Origin of the sequence: Actinoplanes sandaracinus, from assembly GCF_030009775.1 — a bacterium.
Lineage (GTDB): Bacteria > Actinomycetota > Actinomycetes > Mycobacteriales > Micromonosporaceae > Actinoplanes > Actinoplanes sandaracinus.
The window spans coordinates 1-23122 of record NZ_JASCTH010000020.1 but is presented as its reverse complement, the minus strand read 5'-3'; the positions used below and the strand labels follow the sequence as shown (position 1 = coordinate 23122).

General features: G+C 69.5%; 16 protein-coding genes. 5 read left to right on the top strand and 11 right to left on the bottom strand.

The features are described from left to right. The first annotated feature begins 3 nt into the window (after positions 1–3). Complete coding sequence (locus tag QLQ12_RS28065) at positions 4–1125, top strand: hypothetical protein (RefSeq protein WP_282763537.1); 1122 nt, start codon at positions 4–6, stop codon at positions 1123–1125. A 36-nt stretch (positions 1126–1161) separates the two neighbouring features. On the opposite strand, the gene QLQ12_RS28060 is transcribed toward QLQ12_RS28065, so the two are convergent. Next, positions 1162–2346: a zinc-dependent alcohol dehydrogenase gene (locus QLQ12_RS28060; RefSeq protein ID WP_282763687.1), complete on the bottom strand. Its 1185-nt coding sequence runs from the start codon at positions 2344–2346 to the stop codon at positions 1162–1164. A gap of 1689 nt (positions 2347–4035) precedes the next feature. Here QLQ12_RS28060 and QLQ12_RS28055 point away from each other — a divergent pair. Next, positions 4036–4734, top strand: a complete 699-nt coding sequence (locus QLQ12_RS28055; RefSeq protein ID WP_282763535.1) for a helix-turn-helix domain-containing protein — start codon at positions 4036–4038, stop codon at positions 4732–4734. Between the two features lie 276 nt (positions 4735–5010). Here QLQ12_RS28055 and metH read toward each other — a convergent pair whose 3' ends face one another. The 9 genes from metH to QLQ12_RS28010 form a co-directional block, all read right to left on the bottom strand. Continuing rightward, positions 5011–8688 carry a methionine synthase gene (metH, locus tag QLQ12_RS28050; RefSeq protein WP_282763686.1) on the bottom strand — a complete coding sequence of 1226 codons (3678 nt, stop codon included), beginning with the start codon at positions 8686–8688 and terminating at the stop codon, positions 5011–5013. A 78-nt stretch (positions 8689–8766) separates the two neighbouring features. After that, complete coding sequence (locus QLQ12_RS28045; RefSeq protein WP_407651599.1) at positions 8767–10431, bottom strand: bifunctional 3'-5' exonuclease/DNA polymerase; 1665 nt, start codon at positions 10429–10431, stop codon at positions 8767–8769. A 113-nt stretch (positions 10432–10544) separates the two neighbouring features. Continuing rightward, a complete protein-coding gene (locus QLQ12_RS28040) occupies positions 10545–11450 on the bottom strand; it encodes a carbohydrate ABC transporter permease (RefSeq protein ID WP_282763533.1) in 906 nt (301 codons plus the stop codon). Positions 11451–11461: 11 nt separating this feature from the next. Then, a complete protein-coding gene (locus QLQ12_RS28035) occupies positions 11462–12361 on the bottom strand; it encodes a carbohydrate ABC transporter permease (protein ID WP_282763531.1) in 900 nt (299 codons plus the stop codon). 22 nt (positions 12362–12383) lie between these two features. After that, positions 12384–13817, bottom strand: a complete 1434-nt coding sequence (gene ngcE, locus QLQ12_RS28030) for an N-acetylglucosamine/diacetylchitobiose ABC transporter substrate-binding protein (RefSeq protein WP_282763529.1) — start codon at positions 13815–13817, stop codon at positions 12384–12386. 15 nt (positions 13818–13832) lie between these two features. Then, complete coding sequence (locus QLQ12_RS28025) at positions 13833–14690, bottom strand: carbohydrate ABC transporter permease (RefSeq protein WP_282763528.1); 858 nt, start codon at positions 14688–14690, stop codon at positions 13833–13835. Beyond that, the gene (locus QLQ12_RS28020; protein WP_282763527.1) at positions 14690–15664 is read right to left on the bottom strand and encodes a carbohydrate ABC transporter permease; all 975 of its coding nucleotides are present in this window, start codon (positions 15662–15664) and stop codon (positions 14690–14692) included. Before QLQ12_RS28020 ends, QLQ12_RS28025 begins: the two co-directional genes overlap by 1 nt. Positions 15665–15738: 74 nt before the next feature. Continuing rightward, entirely contained in the window at positions 15739–17052 is a 1314-nt protein-coding gene (locus QLQ12_RS28015; protein WP_282763526.1) for an extracellular solute-binding protein, read from the bottom strand. Positions 17053–17088: 36 nt separating this feature from the next. Then, positions 17089–18087, bottom strand: a complete 999-nt coding sequence (locus QLQ12_RS28010) for a MurR/RpiR family transcriptional regulator (protein ID WP_282763524.1) — start codon at positions 18085–18087, stop codon at positions 17089–17091. Between the two features lie 470 nt (positions 18088–18557). Between QLQ12_RS28010 and QLQ12_RS28005 the strand changes: the two genes are divergently transcribed. Then, complete coding sequence (locus QLQ12_RS28005; protein WP_282763522.1) at positions 18558–19094, top strand: hypothetical protein; 537 nt, start codon at positions 18558–18560, stop codon at positions 19092–19094. After that, on the top strand, positions 19091–19663 hold the full coding sequence (locus QLQ12_RS28000; RefSeq protein WP_282763521.1) for a hypothetical protein: 573 nt from the start codon (positions 19091–19093) through the stop codon (positions 19661–19663). Before QLQ12_RS28005 ends, QLQ12_RS28000 begins: the two co-directional genes overlap by 4 nt. A 29-nt stretch (positions 19664–19692) precedes the next feature. Here the strand turns inward: QLQ12_RS28000 and murD are convergent, their stop codons facing one another. Beyond that, on the bottom strand, positions 19693–21045 hold the full coding sequence (gene murD / locus QLQ12_RS27995) for a UDP-N-acetylmuramoyl-L-alanine--D-glutamate ligase (RefSeq protein ID WP_282763519.1): 1353 nt from the start codon (positions 21043–21045) through the stop codon (positions 19693–19695). 89 nt (positions 21046–21134) lie between these two features. Here murD and QLQ12_RS27990 point away from each other — a divergent pair, with 89 nt between their 5' ends. Further along, complete coding sequence (locus QLQ12_RS27990; RefSeq protein ID WP_282763684.1) at positions 21135–22424, top strand: hypothetical protein; 1290 nt, start codon at positions 21135–21137, stop codon at positions 22422–22424. Positions 22425–23122: the final 698 nt, after the last annotated feature.

The window sequence follows — 23122 nt, the reverse complement described above, 5'->3', positions numbered from 1 at the left end:
CCCGTGCCCACCGAGGAGACCACCGCCACCCCGCAAGTGGCGGCCGCCGCCGTGATCCCGCCGCAGCCGCAGGGCCCACCGAAAACGCCGGCCCCGGGCCAAGCACAAACCCCCACGAAGGGCCAGGCGCAAGGCCGAGCGAAAAACCCCACGGCGGGCCAGGCGAAAGGCCCCACGGCGGACCAAGCAAAAGGCCGAGCGGAAACCCGGGCCGACGGCCAGGCGCACGGCCCGGCCGACGGCTGGGCGGAAAAGCTTCCGGATGAGGTACGGGCGCCGCAACGCCCCGCCTCCGACCTACTTCCCGCCGCGACGCCGCAACGCCCCACCTCCCACCCACTTCCCGGCGCAGCACCGCAACGCCCCACCTCCCACCCACTTCCCGGCGCAGCACCGCAACGCCCCACCTCCGACCTGCTTTCCTACGCGGCTCTGGGCGCCCTGCCGGTGGCTTTCGTCCTCGGCGCGCTGGCGCTGCTGATCGACGGCGCCCCGCGCGTTGCCCCACTCGCCGGGACGGCCGGGGCGGCGCTGCTCGCAGCGGCCGGGTTCGGTGCCGCGACCGCCGTCCGGAGGCGGCGGGCCGGTGAACAGTCGCCGGCCGCACGACGGTCTGCCCCATTCGTGCTGTCCGTGTTGCCGCTGGCGGGTGGGCTGCTGGCGGCGGTGGCGGTCCTGGCGGCCGGCGGTAGCCTCCAGGTCGCCTGCTGGGCCGGCGCAGTGACCGCCGCGCTGGAACTCCTCACCGGCCTGACGATCCTGCGCTCCCACGCCGAACGCACAGAAGACGAACAGGCAGACGACACAGGCGCACTCACCGAACGCATGAAGGCACAACGCGCAGCCGCCGCACGGGCAGACGCCCAACACGCCGCGGCCGAACAAGCAAAAGCCCACCACGCGGCCACCGCACTGGCGAAAGCGCAATACGCAGCCACCGAACGCGCAAAGGCCCAACGTGCAGCCGCCGCACGGGCAAACGCGCAGGCTGCAGCCGCCGCAGGGGCGAACGCGCAGGTCGCAGCCGCAGCACGGGTAGACGCGCAAGGTACAGCCGCCGGACGGGCAGACGAGCAACGCGCCGGCGCCCCGCGTGCCGACATCACACGCCGGGACGAGTACTGACCGTTCCGGCACTGATCGCCGGACGGTCACTGACCGCTATGGCTTGAGCACCACCTTGATGCAGCCGTCGTCCTTCTGCTTGAAGATTTCGTAGCCGTGCGGCGCCTGCTCCAGCGGCAGGCGGTGGGTGACCAGGTCGTCGACGCCGAGCGGATCGTCATCGCCGGTCAGCAGCGGCAGCAGGTCGTCCACCCAGCGCTTCACGTGGGCCTGTCCCATCCGGATGGTCACACCCTTGTCGAAGAGATCCATCATCGGGAACGGGTCGGCATTGCCGCCGTACACGCCGATGATCGAGATGGTGCCGGCCCGCCGGACCACGTCGAAGGCGGTGCGCAGCGCCGCCATGCGGTCCACGCCGAGGGTCTCGGTGGCCTTGCGGGCGATCGGGCCGGGCAGCATGCCGGCCGCTTTGACGGCCGCGGCCTGGAACGGTGAGCCGTGCGCCTCCATGCCGACGGCTTCGATCACACCGTCGGCGCCACGGCCGTGGGTGAGCTGCCGGACGGCTTCTCCGACGTCATCGACCGCACCGGTGTCGATGGTCTCGATGCCGTGCCGCTGCGCCATCGCGAGGCGCTCGGCCACGCTGTCGATCCCGATCACACGCTCGGCGCCGAGGTGCCGGGCGATCCGGGCGGACATCTGACCGATCGGCCCGAGCCCGGTGACGACGACGGTGTCACCCGGCTCGACGTCCGCGTAGCGGGCCGCCTGCCACGAGGTGGTGAGCACGTCGGAGAGGAAAAGATAACGCTCGTCAGGATGCTGCTCGGGCACTTTGATCGGCCCGAACTGGGCCTGCGGCACCCGCAGGTACTCGGCCTGACCACCGGGCACCTGGCCATACAGCTTGGTGTAGCCGAACAGCGCCGCGCCGGAGCCCTGCTCGCGCACCTGGGTGGTCTCACACTGCGCGAAGTAGCCGCGCGTGCACATCCAACAGTGCCCACAGGAGATGTTGAACGGGATCACCACCCGGTCCCCGGGCCGGATGTGGCTGACACCGGGCCCGACCTCCTCGACGATGCCCATCGGCTCGTGGCCGAGAACGTCGCCCTTGTCGAGGTACATTCCCAGGACGTCGTAAAGATGCAGGTCGGAGCCACAGATCGCGGTGGAGGTGATCCGCACGATCGCGTCGGTCGGCTGCTCGATCTTAGGGTCGGGGACGTTCTCCACGGACACCTTGCCGGTGCCCTGCCATGTCAACGCTCGCATACCTCGCGCTTGCCCGCGAGACGCCCACCTAACCCTCCCCGCTCCCTCACCCTCCCACCCGCTCACCACCCCACCACTCCCCGCCCGCCGCAACGTCACACCACCGCCAACCGCCACCACGTCGCCCCGCCCCGACACCACCTGCCACTCGGGCCCGCCACCACGTCGCCCCGCCCCGACACCACCTGCCACTCGGGCCCGCCACCACGTCGCCCCGCCCCGACACCACCTGCCACTCGGGCCCGCCACCACGTCGCCCCGCCCGGACACCACCTGCCACTCGCCGCCCGCCGCCACGGCACCGCCTACCGCCAACTCCCCCAGCCACCGCCGCTACCTCATTCAGCGCTCGCCGCCGCCTACCGCCACGTCCCATCCCGCCGCCACCCCATTTGCCGCTCGCCGCTCGCCGTTAGCTGCGACGGCGCCCTGCCGCCCCGCTACCACGCCGCCGAACCGCTCGCCGCCGCGCCACCTACCGCCACTTCCCGCGGCCTCCGCCACAACCTCATTCAGCGCGCGCCGCCGTGCGCCGCCTGCCGCCCGCCGCTACCCCACCTGCCACTGCTATCCGCTACTCGCTACTCGCCGATCGCAGCGACGAGCCATGCCGCCCCGCTACCACGCCACCGAGCCGCTCGTCGCCGCGCCGCTCACCCACGACTGCCCCCTCACTTGCCGCCACGCCGCACGCCGTCCGCCGCCCCGCAACTCTCGGGCCTCCATAGCGCCCCGCGCCCGACCGCCCGACCGCGATAGGTGTGTCCTTGAAAGCTGACACCCGTTGTGGGTGTCAGCTACACCCACAACGGGTGTCGACATTTCTCAAGACACCATCGCCAGCGGCCGGTTATCCACAGGTCGGATCCAGGGGGTCGCCAAGGACGCTCGAAAATCGCAAAATCATCGGCGGGACAACGAGTGCGAGCGACAAGCCGAACCACGACGACATGAGCCGGGCCGGTGCGTGCCGAACCGCGACGGCGGCCGGAAAGGCGGGCCGTCTGACAGCCGCCGGGTCGGCTGGCCTAACCGTCTAACGGCCGGCCGGCGGACTGTCAGACGGCAGGCAGGCTAGCTGGCAAGCGGACTGGCGGGCAGGCGGGCTGGCTGGCCTCGCGTCTGCCCGCCAGTCCGCCGTCTGACAGCGGACAGCCCGGCTGCCTGGCCTTCTGGGCTAACCGTCTGACGGCGGGCGAGCTAGCCTCCGCGCCTGGCTGGGCACCTGCCCTCGCCGGACGGCGACCAGGTGGGCAGGCGGGCGGATGGGCGGACGGGCCCAGCTGCGTGATCGGCTGGGCTAACCGTCTGACGGCGGGCTGACTGGCCTCGTGTCCGCCTGCCTGGCCGACGGAGGGCTGGGCGGCGGGCTGCCATACCCGGCTGCCTCACGGCGGGCGGGCTGCCTCACGGTCGGCGGGCTGGCCGACGGTCGGCAGGCTGGGGATGCCTGGTTGACGGCGAGTGGGCGGCGGGCGGGCGCACTCACTGGTGGGTTGCCTGACGGTGGACAGGCGGGCGGCTGGCTAGCCAAAGCGGACGGCTGACGGGCGACGACGGGATGGGTGCACGGGGCGGTACCGGCGGTGCCAGCAACACGGACGGCACGGGGCGGTACCGGCGGTGCCAGCAACACGGACGGCACGGGGCGGGACCGGCGGTGAGCATCGAGGCTTGGGTGGAGGGGACATGGTTGGTGGGCAGGGGCGGTTGGCCACACGGGTCGGGCTGGTTGTGCAAGCGGCTCGCGCTCAGGCCGGGTGGAGCCAGCGGACGCTCGCTGAACGCGCCGAGACCAGCCAGCAGTGGATCTCCCGGGTGGAGCGTGGTGAGGTCGACCTGCGCCTCAGCCGAATCGAACGACTGCTCAACGTGCTGGATCGGCGCCTCGTCGTCGAGTCGGCCGGCATTGCTGACGTCGCGGCGGACGACTCGGACACGGTCGACCATGTGGAGGCCGCCGAGTTGCTGACCTTCTACGTGTCGACCTGCGGCATCCTGTGGCGCCGGCTCGACAAAGTGCCCTATGTCGTCTCGGGCCGGCTCGCTGCCCTGGCCCAGGGCATGCTCGTCCGGCCGACGCGAGTGGACCTGCGTATCGCGGCGGATGACGTGCTGGCGGCCAGCCGCGCGCTGTCGACGCTCAGGATGCCGCGCTGGCATGAACGCCTGCAGATGTACGTCGGCCAGGACCCGATCCTGGACGCGCCGGGACCGCGCCGCTGGTTCGCCGCCGATATGACTGAGATGCGCGTCGACATCGTGCCTTCGATCGAGCCCGGGGTGACCGTCGCCGTCGAGGGCCGTTCGCTTCCGGTGGTGCCGCTCGGTGAGTTGCTGGTGGCTGATGCCGACATCGCGGAACTGCGGCGCCGCGCGTCCTCGTGACCGTCCAACCGCGCGACCTCATCACCGTCCGAGCACACGCCCACACCGCCCGAGCACACGCCCGCACCGCCCGAGCGCACGCCCACGACGTCCGAGCACACGGTCGCGCCATCGACCGCACGCCCGGCATGTCCGAGCACACGGTCGCGCCATCGACCGCACGCCCGGCATGTCCGAGCACACGGTCGCGCCATCGACCGCACGGCCGGCATGTTTGAGCGCGCGGTCGCGCCGTCACCGCCCGGGTTTAGGGCGGTGACGGTGTCGCTCGCGGGGTCAGTCGATCGAGTAGGCGAGGTTGGGGCGCAGCCAGCGCTCGATCTCGGCGACCGGCATGCCACGGCGGGTCGCGTAGTCCTCGATCTGGTCCTTGCCGAGGCGGCCGACGGTGAAGTACTTCGCCTCGGGGTGGGCGAAGATCAACCCGCTGACGGCGGCGGCCGGGGTCATCGCGTACGACTCGGTGAGGCCGATGCCGATCGAGGAGGTGCCGAGCAGCTCGAAGAGTTCCTTCTTCTCGCTGTGGTCGGGGCAGGCCGGGTAGCCGAGCGCGGGCCGGATGCCCCGGAACCGTTCGGCGTGCAGGTCTGCCAGCACCGGCTGGGCGTCCGGCTCGAACCAGTCGCGCCGGGCCTTGAGGTGCAGGTATTCGGCGAAGGCCTCGGCGAGCCGGTCGGCCAGGGCCTTGACCATGATGGCCCGGTAGTCGTCGTGCTCGGCCTCGTACTTCTTCGCCAGGGCCTCGGCGCCGTGGATGGCCACCGCGAAACCGCCGAGGTGGTCGCGTTCCGGCGCGATGTAGTCGGCCAGGCAGCGGTTGGCGCGGCCGGCCGGCTTCACGGTCTGCTGGCGCAGCATCGGGAACGACATCCCGTTCGCCAGCTTGATGTCGTCGCCGTCGGCATGCGCGGGCCAGAAACCGTAGAGCCCGCGAGCCTGGAACGAGCCCTCGGCGATGATCTGGTCGAGCAGCGTGTTGGCGTCGTCGAACAGCTCCTTCGCGACCGGCTGCTGCAGGATCGCCGGGTACTTGCCCTTCAGTTCCCAGGCCAGGAAGAGGAACTGCCAGTCGATCATCCCGCGCAGTTCGGCGATGGTGGGCGCGACCTCGCGTACCCCGGTGAACTTCGGGGTGGGAAGGTCGCTGAAATCGATCTTCTCCCGGTTGGCCCGCGTCTGGGCGAGAGTGAGCAGCGGCTGTGAGTGCCGCTTCTCGTGCTGCTCGCGCAGCCGCTGCTGCTCGTCCCGGTTGGCCTCGTCGAGTTTCACCGACCGGTCGGAGTCGAGCAGGTCGGAGACCACGCCGACCACCCGGGACGCGTCCAGCACGTGCACGGTCACGCCGTCGTACGCCGGAGCGATCCGCACCGCCGTGTGCTGCTTGGACGTGGTCGCCCCGCCGATCAGCAGGGGCAGCTTGAGGCCGCGCCGCTGCATCTCGGCGCCGACCGCGACCATCTCGTCGAGGGAGGGGGTGATCAGGCCGGAGAGCCCGATGGCGTCGGCGCCCTCGGCGATCGCGGTGTCCAGGATCTTCGCGGTCGGCACCATCACGCCGAGGTCGATCACCTCGTAGTTGTTGCAGCCCAGCACCACGCCGACGATGTTCTTGCCGATGTCGTGGACGTCGCCCTTGACCGTGGCGAGCACGACCTTGCCCTGCCCACGGTCGGCCTCGACGCGGCCTTCCAGGCGGGCCTGCTCCTTCTCCGCCTCCATGTACGGCAGCAGGTAGGCGACCGACCGCTTCATCACGCGGGCGCTCTTGACCACCTGGGGCAGGAACATCTTGCCGGAGCCGAAGAGGTCGCCGACCACCTTCATGCCGTCCATCAGCGGGCCCTCGATGACGTCGAGCGGGCGGGGCAGTTTCTGCCGGGCCTCCTCGGTGTCGGCCTCGATGAAGTCGACAATGCCGTGCACGAGGGCGTGGCTGAGTCGCTCCTCGACCTCGGTCTCCCGCCAGGACAGGTCGATCTCGCGCTTGGCGCCGGAGCCGGTGACCGTGGAGGCGAACGTGACGAGCCGGTCGGTGGCGTCCGGCCGGCGGTCGAAGATCACGTCCTCGACGAGTTCCAGCAGCTCGGCGGGGATGTCCTGGTAGACGGCGAGCTGTCCGGCGTTGACGATGCCCATGTCCAGCCCGGCCTTGACCGCGTGGAACAGGAACGCCGAGTGCATGGCCTCGCGGACCACGTCGTTGCCGCGGAAGGCGAACGACAGGTTGGAGATGCCGCCGCTGGTGCGAGCGCCGGGGCAGCGCTGCTTGATCAGCGGAAGGGCGTCGATGAAGTTCTTCGCGTAACCATTGTGCTCGGCGATGCCGGTCGCGACGGCCAGCACGTTCGGGTCGAAGATGATGTCGGTCGGGTCGAAGCCATCGCCGACCAGCAGGTCGTACGCCCGGCCGCAGATCTCGACCTTGCGCTCGGTCGTGTCGGCCTGGCCCTGCTCGTCGAAAGCCATCACCACGGCGCCGGCGCCGAAGTCGCGGATCCGGCGGGCCTGGGCGAGGAACTGCTCCTCACCCTCCTTCAGGCTGATCGAGTTGACCACGCCCTTGCCCTGGACGCACTTGAGGCCGGCCTCGAGAACGGTCCACTTCGAGCTATCGATCATGATCGGGATCCGGGCCACCTCCGGCTCGGTCGCGATCAGGTTCAGGAAGGTCACCATGGCCTGCTCGCTGTCGAGCAGGTCGGCGTCCATGTTCACGTCGAGCAGGTTGGCGCCACCGCGCACCTGCTCCAGGGCCACGTCGACGGCGGCCTGGTGGTCGTCGGCCTCGATGAGCCGGCGGAACTTGGCCGAGCCGGTGACGTTGGTCCGCTCGCCGATCATCACGAACCCGGTGTCCGGGCCGATCTCGAACGGCTCCAGGCCGCTGAACCGGGTGGTCGGCTTCGGCGGGTCGATCGCCCGCGGGGTGGCGCCAGCGACGGCCGAGGCGACCGCGGCGATGTGCGCGGGGCTGGTGCCGCAGCAGCCGCCGACGATGTTGACCAGGCCGTCGGCGGCGAACCCGGCGAGCAGCTCACCGGTCTCCTCCGGGGTCTGGTCGTAACCGCCGAAGGCGTTCGGCAGGCCGGCGTTCGGGTGCGAGGCGACGTAGACGTTCGACAGCCGGGCCAGGTCGGCGACGTGCGGGCGCATCTCGGTCGCGCCGAGCGAGCAGTTCACGCCGACGACCAGGGGCTCGGCGCGCTCGATGGAGCGCCAGAACGCCTCGACGGTCTGGCCGGAGAGGGTCCGCCCGGACAGGTCGACGATCGTGACCGAGATCCACAGCGGGGTCTCCGGCGCCACCTCGCGTGCCGCCGCGATGGCCGCCTTCGCGTTCAGCGTGTCGAAGATCGTCTCGACCAGCAGGAGGTCGACGCCGCCTTCGACCAGGGCCGAGATCTGTTCCGCGTACGCCGCCTTGACCTGGTCGAACGTGACCGCGCGGTACGCCGGGTCCTCGACTTTCGGCGACAGCGACAGGGTGACGTTGAGCGGGCCGATCGATCCGGCCACGAACCGGAGCCGGCCGTCGGACGCGAATGCCTCGTCGGCGGCCTGCCGGGCCAGCCGGACACCCTGCACGTTCATCTCCCGCACCAGGTGCTCCAGCCCGTAGTCGGCCTGGGCGATGCTGGTGGCGGTGAACGTGTTCGTCGTGGTGATGTCGGCGCCGGCCGCGAGATATTGCCGGTGGACGTCGAGGATCACGTCCGGCCGAGTCAGGATGAGCAGGTCGGGGTCGCCGGTGACGTCTTTCGGGTGATCGGCCGGGATCAGGTCGCCGCGGTAGTCGGCAGGTGTCAGCCTCGCGCCCTGAAGCATGGTGCCCCAGGCCCCGTCCAGCACCAGAACCCGCTCGGCGAGCAACTCACGCAACGTGGCGACGGTCGAAGCAACTGCACGGTTCGAACCCAACACTGCACCTCCGAATAGTCGGAGGCGCCCTTGCATCGGGTGGTTCACCGGTCGAGCGTGACGGGTGGCCCGCTGCAGCGCCTCTCGGCCGGTCCGTCAACGATACCGACTTTTTCATTTGGCGTCGGCGTAGGCACCAACCACTGAGACGTCTAACGGAAATCGCACCGTGGTGGCGCCGAAGAGCAACCGGCCCGCCGTGGCGGCGCTCTCGTGGACCGCCGCGACGACGCTGTCGGCCTGTCCGGCCGGGCAGTGCACCACTACCTCGTCGTGAACGAACAGGACCAGTTCCGCGGCGGTGCCCTCCAACGCGGTCCGCAGCGTGGCGAGGAGCACCAGCGCCCACTCGGCGGCCGTGGCCTGGATCACAAAGTTTCGGGTGAAACGGCCACGTGCCCGCCCGGGCGGCGGGGCCACCTCGTCGGGCGGGTCCAGACCGGCGTCACGCCAGGCGCCCGCGGCCGGTGGGCAGGTGCGGCCCAGCCAGGACCGGACCAGGCCACCCACCTCACCGGTGCGGGCGGCTGCCTCCACATATTCGAAGGCGGTCGGATAGTGCCGCCGGAGCACGGCCAGGGCGGGGAGGGCGTCGCCCCCGGTCTGCCCGTACATCGCCCCGAGCAGGGCGATCTTGGCTTTGCCGCGGTCGCCGTCGAACGAGTCGGCGGCCAGCGCGGCGTAGAGGTCGCCCGCGGCTGCGGCCCGGGCCAGTCGCTCGTCGCCGGAGACGGCGGCCAGGACACGGGGCTCCAGCTGGCCGGCGTCGGCGACCACAAACCGCCAGCCGGGATCGGCCACCACGGCCCGGCGCACCACCTTGGGCACCTGCAGGGCGCCGCCGCCCCGGGTGGCCCAGCGGCCGGAGACGACGCCTCCCGGCACGTACTCCGGGCGGAAGCGGCCGTCACGCACCCAGGAGTCGCACCAGGCCCAGCCGTGCGCGGTCCAGATGCGGTAGAGCTCCTTGAATTCCAGCAGCGGGGCGACCGCCGGGTGCTCGACCTGCCGCAGCACCCAGCGCCGGGTGTTGGGCACGTCGATGCCGGCCCGGTGGAAGGCGCGAATCACCTCGGCCGGCAGGTCGGGATGCAGGCCCTGGGTGCCGAACGCGGCGTTGATCTCGGCGGTCAGCTCGGCCAGCCGGCGGGGCGGGCCCATCGGCTGAGGCGGGCCGAGCAGCTCGCGCAGCAGCTCGTCGTGCAGATCGGACCGCCAGGGCAGGCCGGTGTGGCCCATCTCGGCGGCGATCAGGGCGCCCGCGCACTCGGCCGCCACCAGCATCCGGAAACGGCCGGGATGGCCTGTTTCGCCGATGCGGCGCAGCTGTTCGCCGTACACCTCGATCAGGTCGTTGATCTTGATCTGGCCGGCTGGAATCGACTCGAAGAGCGCGCCCTGCGCGAAGCCCGGCGGCTCGGCGTCGGGCCGGAGCGGGTCGGGCGGGACGGGAAGCCCGCGCAGCCGGGCGACGGCCGCGGCGAGCCCGCGTGGCTCACCCCACCGCCCGGCCTGGCCGAGCAGCAGCGCCTCGGTCAGCTCGACGTCGTGGCAGCGGGCCACGCGCACCCCGGCGCGCAGCAGGGCCGGATAGATGTCGGCGGTGGCCGCCCACACCCAGCGTGGCCGGTCGGCGGCCTCACGCTCGGCGACCGCGGCCGCGAGATCAGGGACGTGCCGTGGCTCGGAGGGAGGGGCCGCCCCCGGGCCGGGGGCAGCGGTCAACTCGGCGAGACGGCCGCCTCGGCCGTCCGGATCGGGCACCACCGCAACCAGCACCCCGCCATTCTCGCCGCGGGGTATGACAACTTCTCATGCCCCGGCGCGGCTCACACCTGCGGGCGTGGGCTAAGGGATCGTCACCGCCCGGCCCGGACCGGCCGAGCGGTGGCCTACTTGACGGCGCCGGCGGTCAGGCCGGCCTGGATCTGCCGCTGGAAGATCGCGTAGACGACGATCATCGGGAGGATGCTCAGGGTCAGAGCGGCGAACAGCGTCGACCATTCGGCGTGGTACCCGGCCTGCGTCGAGATGTTCGCGATGCCCTGGGTGAGCACCCACTTCTCCTCGGCGCCCTGCCCCTGCATGATCACCAGCGGCAGAAGGTACTGGTTCCACTGGCCCACGATGTTGAAGATCGTGATGCTGACCAGGCCGGACTTCGCCATCGGCATCATGATCTGGAAGAACTTGCGGGTGTGCGAGGCCCCGTCCACGGTCGCCGCCTCGTCGATCTCGTGCGGCAGCGTCTTGAAGAACGCGGCCAGGAAGAACACCGTGAACGGCAGCGAGTAGGCGATGTAGACCAGGATCAGCCCGAGGTACGAGTTCAGCAGCCCCATGTTCTTGAGGATGTGGAACAGCGGGCCGAGCGCCATGAACGTCGGGAAGGCCAGCCCGGAGACGAACAGGTAGTAGAGGAAGCGGTTGCCGAAGAACGAGTACCGGGCCAGCACGTACGCGGCCATCGACCCGAACAGCATGGTGCCCGCGGTGCTGATCACCACGACGAGGACGCTGTTGAGGAAGTACTGCCCGATGTGCGCCTGGTCCCACGCGGAGAGGTATGTCTCCAGCGAGAACGTGCTGGGCAGCGCGAACGGCTCACCCAGGAAGATCTCGGTGTTGGACTTGAACGAGGCCAGCACTACCCAGAGCAACGGGCCGGCGGTGACCAGCGCCCAGAAGATCAGGGCGAGGTGCGCCAGGCCGTTGAAGGCCCGCAGCTCACGGTGGGTCTTCTCGGCCTTCGGGGTGACTACCGTTTCCGAAGGCGCGGTCGCGGTGAGGTTGCTCATGTGCGGGCCTCTCAGACGGCGTCGCGGCGGGTGACCCGCAGGGTCAGCGCGGCGAAGGTCAGGGTCAGGAAGAACAGCACCACGCCGAGTGCGGAGGCGTAACCGACCTGGGAGTACTCGAAGGTGTTGCGGTAGATCATCATGGCCAGCACCGAGGTCGCGCCGTCCGGGCCACCCCGGTCCACGGTCATGATGTTGACCAGGGCGAACGCGTCGAACGCGGCGATGCCCAGGTAGACCCAGCCGGTCTGGATGGTGTTCCAGAGCAGCGGCAGGGTGATCCGGAAGAACAGGGTGACCCGGGTGGCGCCGTCGAGCGCCGCGGCCTCGTAGATCTCCTCGCCGATGGAGCCCATGCCGGCCGAGAAGAGCACCACGTAGAAGCCGACCGCCTGCCAGACCAGCACCGCCAGGATGCAGGTCAGGGCCCAGCGTTCGTCGGCCAGGAACAGCCACGGCGACCAGGAGTCCGGGAAAAGGCCGTTGAGCATGCCGCTCTTGTCCGAGGAGAACACCCGGCCGAAGATCACCGCGACGATGGCCAGGGCCATGAGCTGCGGGAAGAAGAAGATCACCCGGTAGAACTTGGAGCCCCACACACCCCGGGTGACGCCGCCCTTGGTGCCGCCGCCGACGTTGAGCAGGAACGCGAAGACCAGAGCCAGCGCGATCGTCAGGATCGGCAGCAGGAACAGCAGGTACGCGTTGTGGCGCAGCGACTTCCAGAACAGCTCGTCTTCCCACAGTTTGACGAAGTTGTCGAAGCCGACGTACTTGATCACCCCGAACCCGGACCAGCTGGTCAGTGACAGCTGGAAGGTCTGGACGTACGCCGCCACCACGAAGGTGGCGTAGAGCGCCACCGGCACGGCGAGGAAGCCGATGATGAAGGGATACTTACCGTGCCGCATGGCGCTCTACCTCACCTACTGACTAGCTACGGGTCTGCTTCTTGACCGAGGAGTCCTTGGCGAGCGCCTGGGCGGCGGTCTCCATCCGGTCACAGAACTTCTGGGCGTCGCCGCCGTTGAACATCAGGTCGTTGACCGCGCTCAGCGACTCGTCATGGAGCTTCTTGTACCAGGTGTCGAACAGGTAGCCCATGAAGACGTCCTTGCCGGCCTTGGTGATCGCGTCGTTGGCGCTGTTCAGGCCGGGGGAGATCTCGATGCCGTCGGAGGCGCCGGCCACCACGGTCAGCGACTTGGTGAGCTTGGTGAACTCGAGCGCGGCCTGCTTGGAGAGCATGACGCGCAGGTACTCCATGCCGCCGCGGGGGTTCTTCCCCTTCGACGAGGCGAAGTAGATCTCGCCGGCCGCCGCGTTGATGGCGGTCGCCGGGAGCTTGTCCGAGGCGGTCACGCTCGGGTAGGGCGCCACCGCGTACTTGAAGCCGGGCGGGGTGTCCTTGGCCTGCTCGTTCTCCAGCCAGGAGCCGCACGGGTAGAAGGCGATCTTGTCCTGGTTCTGGCGCAACTGGACCTCGGTGTGCTTGAGGCCGAGGAACGACTTCTCCAGGTACTTGGTGCCGATCTCGCCCCAGGCCTTCGCGGCCTCGAGCACGGCCGGGGCGGTCCACGCGCCCGGCTTGAGGTTGTCGATGTCCTTCAGAACCTGCTCGGTGCCGATCTTGCCGGCGCTGGTGAGCAGGGCACGGACCATGTAGTACGCCGCGTTGCTGCCGGCGTAGCCGAACGGGACGACGCCCGCCGCCTTGATCTTGTCGCACAGGGCGGTGAAGTCGGCCCAGGTCGCCGGCACGGTCCAGCCGTTCTTCTCGAACAGCGTGGCGTTGTACCACAGACCGAACACGGTGTAGGAGTAGTTCACCGCGAACGGCTTGCCGTCGTAGGAGCCCTGCTCGACGGCGCCCGGCACCAGCGTCTGGGCGACGGTCTTGCCGGGGATGTCGAAGGACGGGGCGGCGAACAGCTCGCTCAGGTCCTGCGCCTGGCCGGCGGCGACGATCGCGCCGAAGTCCATCATCTTCGCGCCGGAGTTGTTGATCATGTCGGGTGCGTCGCCGGCGTTCAGCCGCGGCTGGACGATCGTCGATACCTCCTGGGTGGCGGTGAACTTGACCTCGGACTCCGGCCACTTCTTCTTGTACATCGGAGTGTCGACGTCGGTGGCGTACTTGGTGCCCAGACCACCATCGAAGATCACGATCTCGACCGGCTTCTTGGGGTCGATGCCGAGCGGGTTGTCGGCCGACTTCGTACCGGTCGCCTGGTTGGCGGTCTCCTCGGCGCCGCCGCCGACACAGGCGCTGAGCATGCCCACCGCCGGGGTCGCCGCCAGGCCGACCGCGGCGGCACGGCGCAGCAGGCTACGACGGTCCAGCTCGGATTTCGTTATCTCAGACATCGATGTCCTTTCAGATCAACCCTTGACGGCGCCAGCCGTCAAACCGGTGGCGATGTTGCGCTGAATGATCAGGAAGAAGATCACCACGGGGATCGAGGTGATGATCGCACCGGCCATGAGAGGACCCCAGGCGGTACCGCGTTCGGTCTGGTTGTAGAGCAGCCAGGCCATCAGGTTCTGGTTCTTCGGGTCGTTCAGCGTGTTGATGATGATGAATTCGTTCCACGCCTGGATGAACCCGTAGACCGATGTGGCGACCAGCCCGGGCCCGGTGAGCGGCAGGATGATCCGCCAGAACACCTGGGCGCGGGTGCAGCCGTCGATCATCGCGGCCTCGTCCAGTTCCCGCGGGATGCCGGAGATGAAGCCGCGCAGCGTCCACACCGTGTACGGCAGCAGCAGGACCAGGTACACCAGGGCCACGCCGACCAGTGTGTTGGTCAGGCCGGCGCCCTGCAGCATGAGGAAGAGGGGGATGAGCAGCGCCAGGAACGGCACCAGTTGAACGGCCAGGACCACCAGGATGATCGCCCTGCGCCCGTAGAAGCTGAAGCGGGCGATCGCGAGCGCCGCCAGGAAGCCCACGACCAGCGCGGCGGCCACCGCCAGGGCGGTGATGATCAAGCCGTTGATCATGCTCGGGATGAAGAGTTCCTCACCGAGCGCGGATCTGAAGTTGTCCAACGTGAACTCGTGCGGCCAGAACGTCGGCGTGAAGCTGCGGACCTCCTTGTCCGGCTTGAACGCCGTGTTCAGCACCCAGTACACCGGGAAGAGCATGACCAGTCCGAAGACGATCCCGGTGCTGTTCGCGAAGAACGTACCGACACGGCTGCGCCCCACGGTGACGACGCCCTCGTCGTGGCGAGCCATCAGTCCACCTCTCCGATTTTGAACATCTGGCGGATATAGAAGATCATCACGCCGAGCATCAGCAGCACGGTGATCACCGCGATCGCCGAGCCGTAGCTGTAGTTGGAACGCCCGAACGCCTGCGTGTACGAGAAGGTCGCCAGAGTCTGGTAGACCGGCTCCGGATGGCCGTCACGCAGCGCCCAGTTCTGGGTGAAGAGGCCGAAGTTCCAGATCACCGACAGCGTGGTGACGATGGTCAGCAGCGGCTTCAGGATGGGCAGGGTGATGTTGCGCAGCGCCTGCCACGGCGTGGCGCCGTCCACTGTCGCGGCTTCCAGCAGCTCCTTCGGCACCTGAGTGAGGCCGGCGCTGAGCGAGATGGCCAGGAAGGGGATGCCGGCCCAGACCACCAGCACGGTGATCACCGTCCAGCCCTCCCACGGGTTCACGAACCAGCTGTGGGTCGCGTAGTCCAGCCCGAGCTTGGTGAGCACGTAGTTCAGGACGCCGAAGTCCGAGTCGGTCAGCCAGCGGAACGACTGCGCGGCGACCAGCTGGGGCAGCGCCCAGACGAACATCATCGCGACCATCATGAAGATCCGGACCTTGCTGTGCACCCGGCGCATCAGCAGCGCGATGCCGAGTCCGGCCAGGACCGAGAGCGAGACCGAGACGACCGTGAAAGCGGCGGTACGGCCGACGACACCCCAGAACACACCGTCGGTCAGAGCCTTCGTGTACTGGTCGAAGCCGGCCCACGGCGGAGTCGCGCCGGAGAACAGCTCCTTGAGCCGCATGTTCTGGAACGACAGCACGATCATGCGGTAGAGCGGGTAGGCCAGCATCGCGATCAGGATCACGAGCGTGGGCAGGGAGAGCAGCCAGGCGACACGGGCCTCCCGCTGGCTGCGGCGGCGCACCGGCTTCGCGTGCTGCGCAGGCGGGGTCTGCGGCGACCGGGCCGGGGTCGGCGGTGAGTCGACGGCGTACATCCTCGAAATCCTCTTCCACCATCAGAGGGTGTGCCGCCCGCCCAGCAGAAGGACGGACGGGCGGCACCTGGTCGTCAGGCCTCGTTGAGCGTCGCGGCGATCTGCTCGTCCGCCCACTTGGTGCCGTCGGCCACCGACTTCTTACCGGTCAGGATGTCCGTCAGCATGGTCTGCAGGATGCTGGCCTTCTCGACGTCGGCCCACTTCTCGGCGTTCGGCGGGAACCAGCTGTTCTTCGCGGCGAGCGCCGCCGGCGCGATCTTCGGGTTGTCGGTCGCGGCCTTGTCCAGCAGGTTGGTGGCGTTCGGCAGGGCGCCGGCCTTGGCCAGCCCCTCCATCGCCTTGCTGTCGGTGAAGGCCTTGACCCACTGGGCGGCGAGCTCCTTGTTGGCGCTCTTGGCGGTCACACCGAGGTTGGAGCCACCGAGGAAGGACGGCACCTCGGGCAGCGGAGCGGCGGCCAGCTTGCCCTTGACCGGGGTCGGGATCAGCTCGGACGTCGGGTCGTTCGGGTCCTTGCGGGTCTCCTCGGCCGAGCCCTGCTCCCAGGCGTTGCCGTAGAACATGCCGCCGGAGCCCTGCGCGAAGATGCCGGCCTGCTCGTTCTCGTTCTTGGTGACGTCAGCCTTCGAGTACGTCTTGGTCAGGTCGACCCACTTCTGCAGGCCCGCCTGCGACTGCGGGGTGGAGAGCTGGCCGGCCCACTTGCCGCCCTCCTGCTTGGCGATCTCGCCGCCGGAGCCCTTCACCCACGACATGGCCGCGTACCAGTACTGGCCCGGCATGTAGAAGGCGCTGAACTTGGGGTCGCCCGCGTTGCCGGCCTTCAGCTTCTCGGCGGCGGCGGTGAAGTCCGCGTAGGTCTTCGGGGCGCCGGTGATACCGGCCTTCTCGAAGAGGTCCTTGCGGTAGATCAGGACGCGAGCGCCGGCGTAGTAGGGCACGCAGTAGACCTTGCCCTCGGACTCGCAGGCGCCGGAGAGACCGGGCAGCCAGGTGCCGGAGTTCTCGAAGTCACCCTTGTTGAGCTCGGCGAAGCCACCGCTGAAGACGTACTTGGAGAACTCGGTGTTGCCGAGCTCGACCACGTCCGGAACGTCCGAGCCGGCCAGCGTGGCGTCCAGCTTGGTGAGATGGTTGGCCCACTGCTGGTACTCGACGTTCACCTTCGCGCCGGTGGCCGCGGTGAATCGCTGGGAGGCATCGTCGACGACGCCCTTCCACGCGGTCTCGGCGTCGACCATGAGCCAGACCTTGATGGTCTTGCCGGCGCCGTCGACCTTGCCGGCGGCCGAGGTCTTGGCGTCGTCACCGCCACTGTTTCCACATGCGGCGACGCCGAGCATCGACGCGGCGAGCGCCGCGGCGACCACGATCTTGCGCTTCACAATTCCTCCCGAGGGATTTTCATTCGTCACAGGGGTTCAGCTGTCTTTCGCGGCCTTGTGCCCGTGCACCGCTTGAGCGGTGCGCTGGAACGCGGCGTGCGACCGTTCGTGGGTTCGTTGCGCGACGGCGACGTACAGCAGGTCGAGAACCACCAGCTGCGGGTGGCGGGCGCTGAGCGCGTCCGGCCGGAAGGTCGTCGCCTGGGTGGCGGTGAGCAGGACGATGTCCGCCAACTCGGCCAGCGGGGATCGGGGGAAGCTGGTGAGCGCGATCGTGGTGGCGCCCCGGCTGTTCGCCTCCGCGAGCAGCTCGATCGTCTCGCCGGTCTCGCCACTGTGCGAGATGCCGAGCGCGACGTCGCCGGGCCTGGACAAGGCGGCGCTGGCCAGACCGTTGTGCACGTCGGTCCAGGCCCACACCGGGATGCCGATGCGGTGCAGACTGAACTGCATCTCCTCGCCGACCAGCGCGCTTCCGCTGGCGCCGAAGATGTTCACCCGCGGCGCGACGGCGATCGCCCCCGCGGCCCGCTCCACCTCGCCCAGATCCAGCAGCGCGGCGGTGTCGTGCATGGCCCTGGTGTCGGCGGCCATGATCTGGCCGAGCACCCGCTCCAGGGGGTCGTTGGGCTGGATCTCGCGGCCGATGTCCACGGTCCAGCCGGCCGAGCGGGCCCGCCCGGTCTCCGACGCGATGCCGAGACGCAGGTCCGCGTACCCGTCGAAGCCGACCGCCCGGCAGAACCGGGTGATCGTCGCGGGCGAGGTGCCGCTGCGCTCGGCCAGCTCGACGATGGTCGCCCGCGAGGCGCCGGCCGGGTCGGTGAGCACCTGCTCGGCGACCCGCTGCAGCGCCCCGGTGAAGTCCGGCAGCAGCGTCCTGACCCGAGCGAGCACCCCGTCGGCGGGAGGTCGGTTCACACCGTTCGTGATGATTCGCTCGCCCCCGTGGTCGTTCCCGTAACGGGCGGCGCCGCGAACCAGCGAGTCGGCGACCGCGGTCAACGCGGTGCCGTCCATCTCCGGCTCAGCCATCGGACACCCTTTCAGGAAGGACTGTTTACTGTCGCGGTAAAAGTTCTTACTAATGCCCCCCTGCTGTCAAGACTGTGAAGGAAGTTTTCAGAACCGTTACCCACCAGCCCGAATGAACTGATGTTTCGAGCCCGCCGAATGGCAGCTATCAATCCCCAAATGGCCGTTACGACGTGACCGCCATCACATGTACGCATTTGGACGATTTCCACCTGGCCGTTGGGCGGACTACGGGATGACCGTTCGGCCATCGCAGCGCAGACGATCGGGCCATCTCAGTGACGGTGCGAAACCTCGTCGTCACTTGAAAGCAAGATCAAAAAAATTTCCGGTACGGCGTACGCGCCGGGCGGGCCTGGAATGCGACGGCGGGGGTCATCCGAATGGCCGGGATTCTTACCTTTGGCCAGGCCCCGCGCACTGCCGTGAAAACATCGGGTGACCCGCTTCGCAAATCAGGAGAAAAGGGCATGCGACTGCTTCCCGTATTGATCAGCGCGGCCGTCGCCGGCAGCCTCTCGAGTGCCGCCCCGGCCCGGGCGGGGGTGACCTTCGACTTCCATACCAACACCGGATACGTCGACGCGGAGGACGTGCTGCGGGGCCTCAAGTGGGACGGCGCGAAGCTGTCGAGGGAGGCCGCGAAGATCAAGTTCGAGCACAACACCCACGTCGTCGAGACCTGGTCGGTCACCTGCGACGACGGCCGTCCCTTCGACGCCGCGCGCGCCCTTCAGGGGATGACGGAATTCCTGGCCGCCTCGGTCACCTACCGGGCGGGCGGGACCGAGGTCGCCGGCTTCCGGCTCACCGGCTCGAACATGGGGATGTCCAGCACCACCGTGGAACCCGTGCCCGGTGTCCCGTGCCCCGACACCGCCCACGGAAAGACCATCCGCTCATCACGCCGCCTGGCGACCACCACCACCGAGCACCTGATCGCCGAGTTCGCGACGACGTACGCCTCGCTCGCCGAACTCCGGACCGGCCCGGAGGCGCCCGAATGATCCGGCCCATCGCTTTCGCGGCCGCCGGGCTCCTGGCCGGAGGCATCGTCGCCCCGGCCGCCGCCGGGGAGATCCGGTTCTACCCGGCCGCCGCTGCGGAGATCCGGTTCGATCCGGCCACCAAGACGGGGTTCGTCGATGCGGAGGACGTCCGGAAGGCCTTCGGCTGGGACGCGGCGACCCTCGCACGCAACGCTCCGGACGTCGGCTTCACCTACCACCTGGGCAAGGAGGAGATCTACACCGTGTTCTGCGACCGCGACGTGCGAGCCGAGGTCAGCCGCAATCCGGGCAGCACCAGCGACAGCCTGATCGTCGTCGTCACGGCCGGCCCCGGCGCCGGGAGCCTGGAGGGCTTCCGCCTCACCGGGGCGGGCGCCGGCGCCTCCAGCATCGAGGCCCTGCCGGAGGCCGGGCACCCCTGCCCGGACGAGCGCGGAAAGGTCGTCCGGCGGGTCACCTACGTGCACACGAAGATCACCGAGGCGCTCTCCGCCGAGTTCCGCGACACCCAGGCCTACCTGACCCGGAACCAGACCGTCAGCACGTCACCGCCGGCCGGCGATTGACGCCCATCCGGCCGGACGGTGGCCGCGCGTCACTCGGCCGTTTCGCGCACCGCCTGAGCGAAGACCTCCGAGCGGTGCTCGAAGTTGCGGAACCGGCCATAGCTCGGCGCGGCCGGCGACAGCAGCACCACTCCCCCGGCTGGAGTGATCTTGCGAGCCAGCCGGACCGCGTCGAGCAGATCCTCGGCCGGCTCGGTGCGCACCCGGGGCAGCCGCGCCAGCGCCTCCAGGATGCGCGGCCCGCTGTCGGGCAACCCGATCACGGTGAGTTCCCGCTCGGCCAGAAACTCTCGTAACGGGGAGTAATCGAGGCCACGGTCGTTTCCGCCGACCAACACGGTGAGTGGCCGGTTCTCGTACGCCTCGATGGCGTGCATGGCCGCGTAGGGACTCGTCGACAGCGTGTCGTCGACGAAGGTCAGCCCGGACGGGTCAGCGATCTCGGCGAGCCGGTGCGGCAGCCCCGGGAACGACCGGACGGCCGCTTCGAGCGTCTCGCGCTGTCCCGCCACGTCCACGCCCATGCCGTCCAGCACGGCCAGGGCGACGCACAGGTTGCCGCCGTTGTGGCGGCCCTTCAGCCCCAGGGCGTCCCGGCTGAACAGCGCCTCGTCGCCGCACCACACCTGACCGTCCTCGACCCGGAACCGGGAGTCGGCGGCGGCCGCCGGGACGGGCGGGAAACGGTTCGCGTCGGTGACCCCGCGGATCTCGTCACGCAGCCGCTCGTCGGTCCCGTTCACCACGATCAGCTCCGGCCCGTACCCGAGAAGGTTGAGCTTGTCGCGGTAGTACTCCCGCTCGCCGCCGTGCGCGTCCAGATGCTCCGGGAACAGCGAGGTGACCACCGCCACCCGCGGCGAGTCGGTCAGATCGGCGCACTGGTAGCTGGAGAGCTCCAGCACGTACAACTCGGCCTCGGGCATGTCCAGCAGGGGCACGCCGATGTTCCCGCCGTACGCGTTGGGCCGGCCGACCGCCGTGAGCAGGTGGCTGATCAGGCTCGACGTGGTGCTCTTGCCCTTGCTGCCGGTCACCCCGACAGTCCGGGCGGCGTGCTCGGCCATCCACAGCGCGCTGCCGCCGGTCACCGTGATCCCACGCTCCCGCAGCTCGATCATGTACGGGTGGGTGGACGGCACCCCCGGCGAGCGGACCACCACGTCCGCGCTGACCAGAGCGGCGAACGCGTGATCCCCACCGGCCAACGGGGCCAGTGCGGCCAGCTCGCTGGTCCACTCGACGGACAGGTAGTCGGCACGGTCGTCGACCGCGATCAGGCGGGACGGCTGGTGACGGGCGATCGCGGTCACCGCGGCCCGGCCCTCCCGGCCGGTACCCCAGACCGCCACCGAACGGCCGCGCAGGTCTGCCAGGCGCACGTCGTCTCTCCCCACGTCACTCTCGGACCGGACGAACTAATATTGCCCGTCGGCCAGATGACAGGAGTTCCCGGGTGCAGTTCGACGTCATGCGCTTCCCCTCGTACTCGTTCGATCCGGCGACGGGGGTGGTGGCATTCGACTATCTGCTGGACGGCCCGGAGCCACTGCGTTTCACCGAGACCGTCACCTTCCCGGTCCCGACCGGCCGGGACGTCCCGGAGACCTTCCACCGCGTGCTCGACCTGCTGCACGTGGTCGCCGGGGTGAGCTACTTCAAGGTCGGCGCGCCGGCCCGGGTGGTCGCGCCCAAACCCGTTCCGGCCGAGGTCGCCGCCTTCTTCACCGCTGTCTACACCAAGGGCATGGCGGAGTACGCCTACCGCAACCGCCTGCCGCACGTCCTGGAACTGACCGTCGAGACGCCCGGCGTGATCCCGGCCGCGGCTCCCGTCGAGGTTCCCGGCGCCCGGCCGCTGTCGGCCGTCGGGGGCGGCAAGGACTCGATCGTCACGCTGGAGATCCTGCGTGCCGCAGGGCTCGACCCGGTGCCGTTCTCGGTCAACCCCAACCCGGTGATCGAGAACGTGAACGCCGCGTCCGGGCTGTCCGCTCTCGCCGCCCGCCGCAAGCTCGACCCGCGGCTCTTCGAATTGAACAAGGCCGGCGCACTGAACGGGCACATCCCGGTCACCGCGATCAATTCGCTGATCTCGATCGCCACCGCCGCCTGGCACGGCCTCGGACCGGTGGTGATGTCCAACGAGCGTTCCGCCTCCGACCCGAACCTGATCTGGAACGGACACGAGGTCAACCACCAGTGGTCCAAGGGCGTTCTCGCCGAAGGACTGCTGAGGGACGCGGTCGCAGCCTACGCCGGGTTGACCGACCCGTACTTCTCCCTGCTGCGGCCCCTCTCCGAGCTGCACATCGCGCAGTTGTTCGCCGGTCACACCGCGTATGATGACGTCGTCACCAGCTGTAACAAGGCGTTCAAGCTGCACGACCCGACCGCCCGGTGGTGCGGTGACTGTCCGAAGTGCCGTTTCGTGTTCCTGGCGATGGCGCCCCACATGTCGCGGGAGCGCCTGGCGCACATCTTCGGCCGCGACCTCTTCGCCGACGAGGCCCAGGTACCCGGCTTCCTCGAACTACTCGGTGTCGACGCGCACAAGCCGTTCGAGTGCGTCGGCGAGGCCGAGGAGTGCCTGGTAGCGCTCGCCATGCTGACCGACGACGCACCGGTGCTGGTCGCCCTGCGCGCCGCCGTCCCCGCCTCCGCGTGGACGGACGCGTCCCGGTCCAGCGTCTTCACACCGGGCGGCCCGGATCACCTGCCCCCGGCATACAAGAAGATCCTCAACGAAGCCCTCGCCTGACCACATCCGCCTCAGCGGAACCTCCGCTGACGCACCTCACCCCGCCTCACCCAGCAGGCTCGAACGTCGCCGACACCGCCTACGTCGCCGACACCGCCTACGTCGTCTACGTCGTCTACGTCGCCGCGCCCTCCGGAGCAGCGACGCGCTCCCCACGGCGGCCACGCGCTCATCGATGCCTGCACCAATAGCGTCGGAGCGCTCCATCCGGTCAATCCCCGAGCGGTCGGCACGATGAACTTCGCCAGCCCACTCGCCCGCCGGCCGGATGGCCGGATGGCCGGATGGCCGGATGGCCGGATGGCCGGATGGGATCGGATCGGATCGGTCGAGGCAGGTCGGTCTAAGCGGTCGGCCAACCCGATTGGGCAGGGGCGAATCGGTCCGGTCGGTCCGGTTCGGTGACGTCGGTCCGGGTGATCCGCCGAGCCGGTCAGGCGGGTGGAATCGAATCAGTCCGGTCAGTCCGGTCGGTGACGGCGGTCCGGGCGATCCGCCGGGGCCGATTGGGGCCAGGGGGATCGGCCGGTGCCCTCGGTCCGGCCGATTGGATCGGCCGGGGCGATTGGGGCGAGCGGGGTCGGGGGGCCATCGGGGCCAGTGGGATCGGCCGGGGCCGTCGGTCCCGCCGATCGGGGCCGGTGGGATCCGCCGGGGCCGTCGGTCCCGCCGATCAGGGCCGGTGGGATCCGCCGGGG

Bases quoted from the DNA above. Each gene is read 5' to 3' on its own strand.
- QLQ12_RS28060 (WP_282763687.1), bottom strand. From the start codon at position 2,346: ATGCGAGCGTTGACATGGCAGGGCACCGGCAAGGTGTCCGTGGAGAAC.
- QLQ12_RS28055 (WP_282763535.1), top strand. From the start codon at position 4,036: ATGGTTGGTGGGCAGGGGCGGTTGGCCACACGGGTCGGGCTGGTTGTG.
- metH (WP_282763686.1), bottom strand. From the start codon at position 8,688: ATGCAAGGGCGCCTCCGACTATTCGGAGGTGCAGTGTTGGGTTCGAAC.
- QLQ12_RS28040 (WP_282763533.1), bottom strand. From the start codon at position 11,450: ATGAGCAACCTCACCGCGACCGCGCCTTCGGAAACGGTAGTCACCCCG.
- QLQ12_RS28035 (WP_282763531.1), bottom strand. From the start codon at position 12,361: ATGCGGCACGGTAAGTATCCCTTCATCATCGGCTTCCTCGCCGTGCCG.
- ngcE (WP_282763529.1), bottom strand. From the start codon at position 13,817: ATGTCTGAGATAACGAAATCCGAGCTGGACCGTCGTAGCCTGCTGCGC.
- QLQ12_RS28025 (WP_282763528.1), bottom strand. From the start codon at position 14,690: ATGGCTCGCCACGACGAGGGCGTCGTCACCGTGGGGCGCAGCCGTGTC.
- QLQ12_RS28020 (WP_282763527.1), bottom strand. From the start codon at position 15,664: ATGTACGCCGTCGACTCACCGCCGACCCCGGCCCGGTCGCCGCAGACC.
- QLQ12_RS28010 (WP_282763524.1), bottom strand. From the start codon at position 18,087: ATGGCTGAGCCGGAGATGGACGGCACCGCGTTGACCGCGGTCGCCGAC.
- QLQ12_RS28005 (WP_282763522.1), top strand. From the start codon at position 18,558: ATGCGACTGCTTCCCGTATTGATCAGCGCGGCCGTCGCCGGCAGCCTC.
- QLQ12_RS28000 (WP_282763521.1), top strand. From the start codon at position 19,091: ATGATCCGGCCCATCGCTTTCGCGGCCGCCGGGCTCCTGGCCGGAGGC.
- QLQ12_RS27990 (WP_282763684.1), top strand. From the start codon at position 21,135: ATGCGCTTCCCCTCGTACTCGTTCGATCCGGCGACGGGGGTGGTGGCA.